1 protein-coding gene and 1 pseudogene are annotated in these 1,452 nt (G+C 30.8%); both read right to left on the reverse strand.

Features of this window, described 5'->3' with window-relative positions; all coding sequences use genetic code 11:
- Positions 1-810: pseudogene (locus tag J3U71_RS11580) on the reverse strand (replication initiation factor domain-containing protein); the annotation flags it as partial.
- 392 nt (positions 811-1,202) lie between these two features.
- Positions 1,203-1,452: hypothetical protein (locus J3U71_RS11585; RefSeq protein ID WP_267395737.1), on the reverse strand; the 250-nt coding region annotated here is incomplete at its 5' end.

Consider the following 1,452-nt stretch of genomic DNA (forward strand, 5'->3'; position numbering starts at 1 on the left):
TTGTTGTTGAGATGACCTTTTCAGACCACCATAATAATCACTATCAATCATTGCTCTAAGAACCTTGTTTTGCTGACTATCTGTTAATTTAGAACTCTTATAATCAGGAACATAAAAATTATTCAACATTTCATTAACAATTTTCGGATATTGCTGAATGATTTTACCCCTCAATTGAAACTCTAACCGCCACCATGAATTAGCATATACTATTTTGCCATGTCTTTGTTTTTGTTCTATTTTTTTATTATATAGTCTTACTTGTTTTAATGACGAACGAGAACCCCAATATTTAGTCTCTATTTTTTGTTGCCTACCAAAATAAAGTTTTTTTGTCATGCCATACTGCCATAAATCATATTTTTCTATTTCAGGATAGTTGAACATATCAATAGCAATATCAAGGCGACTAAAATGTTTATTAGGTAGTTTTTCTAAAATACTTTTTAACCATTGTCCTCCTGCTGTATCCATACCATGATTTGGATTAAAATCTATTCTAATTTCATCTGTATGATATTTCGGCATTTCAATGAAAGCTATTTGTTCTGGCTCAACATATTCATGTTCATTTTTATAATCGTCAACATAACAATTATCAGTATCAACAACTTTAATGCCTGAACCAGAAACCCTAACAAAAGGTAGCATTAACCACCTATTCACATGTTTTTCCCATGCTTCCAATGAAATCGGAGCAATTAGAGTTATTTGGTCAATAGAAACATTAATTTTTTTATTTTTAACACAATTTTCGACACTTTTACCGGCTATTAGATATAGCCGGTTACCATTTTCTGTTTTGTCCATAAAAAAAGACTCCTTTGTCTATTTCACGTGACAACGAAGCCTTCTATCTAATCAAATTCATTTTTAACGTATTTAAAAGTTCCAATTACCAATTAATATGTTAAACTATCTTTAGAAGAGAAAGCTTCGTGAGTATACCCATTACTGCCACGAAGTTATTTTTTTATACTTTAATTGTAGCATAAAAAGCATAATAATTTTTTAGCCACTAAATACTATAAGTAGGTAACAGGTCAAGCATGTTTGACCTGTTTTTCTATGTTTTTACGTAGTTACGAGTCAAGCCATAAAGAACACCTAAAAGGCTCTAAGTAAGCTTAAACAAGCTTACAAGTGCCTTTAATGTGGTTTATACTTGACTCTACAATAGCTCCTAATTCCATTAATCAGAATTACCCATTTTTAGTGGGTAATTCATTACTTACATTAGCAATACCAAAATAATCTAGATAATATTGTAATTCTTCAGTAATCAAGTACAAATTATCTTCAAAAGCAACTTGTAAAACAGTAGAAAGTGAGTTATCAGGTTTTGCCAGCCTTATTAGTTTACGCAATTGTTGTTGAGATGACCTTTTCAGACCACCATAATAATCACTATCAATCATTGCTCTAAGAACCTTGTTTTGCTGACTATCTGTT

Source organism: Lactobacillus sp. B4015 (genome assembly GCF_026536055.1).
Taxonomy (GTDB): Bacteria; Bacillota; Bacilli; order Lactobacillales; family Lactobacillaceae; genus Lactobacillus; species Lactobacillus panisapium.